Source organism: Chthonomonas sp. (assembly GCF_035294505.1).
Taxonomy (GTDB): domain Bacteria; phylum Armatimonadota; class Chthonomonadetes; order Chthonomonadales; family Chthonomonadaceae; genus Chthonomonas.
The window spans coordinates 1-1168 of record NZ_DATGKU010000126.1 but is presented as its reverse complement, the minus strand read 5'-3'; the positions used below and the strand labels follow the sequence as shown (position 1 = coordinate 1168).

Below are 1168 nucleotides of genomic sequence, written 5' to 3'. Positions count from 1 at the left end.
TGTGATCGCGTTCGTGATTTGGCATGCCCGATCTGACGGGCAAGCTCTGCACGGCGATTCAGCAGGTGCAAAATCTGTTCGTCAATCTGGTCAATCTCTTTGCGCCATTCCGGCAAGCTCATCGTTGGGTTTCACCTCGTTCAACGGTTTGTCGCAAACGTTCTTACAGACGATACGCTTTTTCCTGCATCTGCACAGGAGGTTAATATTATACCAATGGCACGTGGTAGCTGGTTCAAACGTCCATCACGCAACGGCCTAACAGGCAAAGAGGTGCCTAGTGGTCTATGGTTGAAGTGCCCAAAGTGCAACGAGATTCTGTTCGCTCGCGATGTGGAGCGTAATCTTTCCGTATGTCCCCACTGCAACTATCATCATCGCCTACCTGCGCGTAAGCGCATCGAGATAACGGTGGATGAAGGCAGTTTTGAGGAGTTCGATGAGCACCTCCTCTCCACAGACCCTCTCGATTTCCCCGGCTATCGCGAAAAGTTAGAGCAGGCGCGAAAAGATACCGGGCTTACCGATGCGGTGGTTTGTGGCTATGCCCGCATTGGAGGGCATAAGGTAGTCCTTAGCGTGGCCGACTTCTCTTTCTTGGGCGGCTCCATGGGCAGCGTGGTCGGAGAGAAGATTGTGCGGGCCATCGAACGGGCCATCCAAGAGCGTCTCCCTGTGGTGGTCTTCACCGCAAACGGGGGCGGTGCCCGCATGTTCGAGGGGTTACTCTCTCTGATGCAGATGGCCAAAACAAGCGCCGCCGTGGCGCGCCTTGGGGAGGCCGGGCTGCCCTTCATCGTCGTGTTGACCGACCCCACCATGGCCGGCGTCTATGCCTCCTACGCCTCCTTGGGCGACATCACCTTTGCCGAGCCAGGAGCGCTTATCGGGTTTGCCGGGCGCCGAGTCGGCAATCAGGATATGGGCACACGCCTGCCCGACGATTTTCAAACGTCTGAATTCCAGTTTCGGTGTGGTATGATCGATCGTATCGTGCCGAGACGTGAGATGCGCTCCGCTCTCGCCTCCGTACTCTCTTTACTCTGTGAGGAGCCTACGGCATGTCTGTAAGTCCGCTCGATTTTGAAAAACCCATCTCTGAGCTCGACGCCAATATCGCCGAACTCAAGCGTATCGCCGCCGACCCCGTTTTACGCAAAGATGCCCT

2 protein-coding genes are annotated in these 1168 nt (G+C 56.2%); one reads left to right on the top strand and one right to left on the bottom strand.

All coding sequences use genetic code 11. From position 1 onward, the window contains the following. A partial coding sequence (locus VKV18_RS07480; RefSeq protein ID WP_324203588.1) for a chorismate mutase occupies nucleotides 1–122 on the bottom strand: 122 nt, incomplete at its 3' end. Nucleotides 123–216: 94 nt separating this feature from the next. On the opposite strand from VKV18_RS07480, the gene accD reads away from it, so the two are divergent. Then, nucleotides 217–1071, top strand: coding sequence for an acetyl-CoA carboxylase, carboxyltransferase subunit beta (gene accD / locus VKV18_RS07475; RefSeq protein ID WP_324203587.1), 855 nt, complete (start codon nucleotides 217–219; stop codon nucleotides 1069–1071). Nucleotides 1072–1168 lie beyond the last annotated feature (97 nt).

What these genes read in the sequence shown, in the direction of transcription:
- accD (WP_324203587.1), top strand. Translation starts at nt 217, where the DNA reads ATGGCACGTGGTAGCTGGTTCAAACGTCCATCACGCAACGGCCTAACA.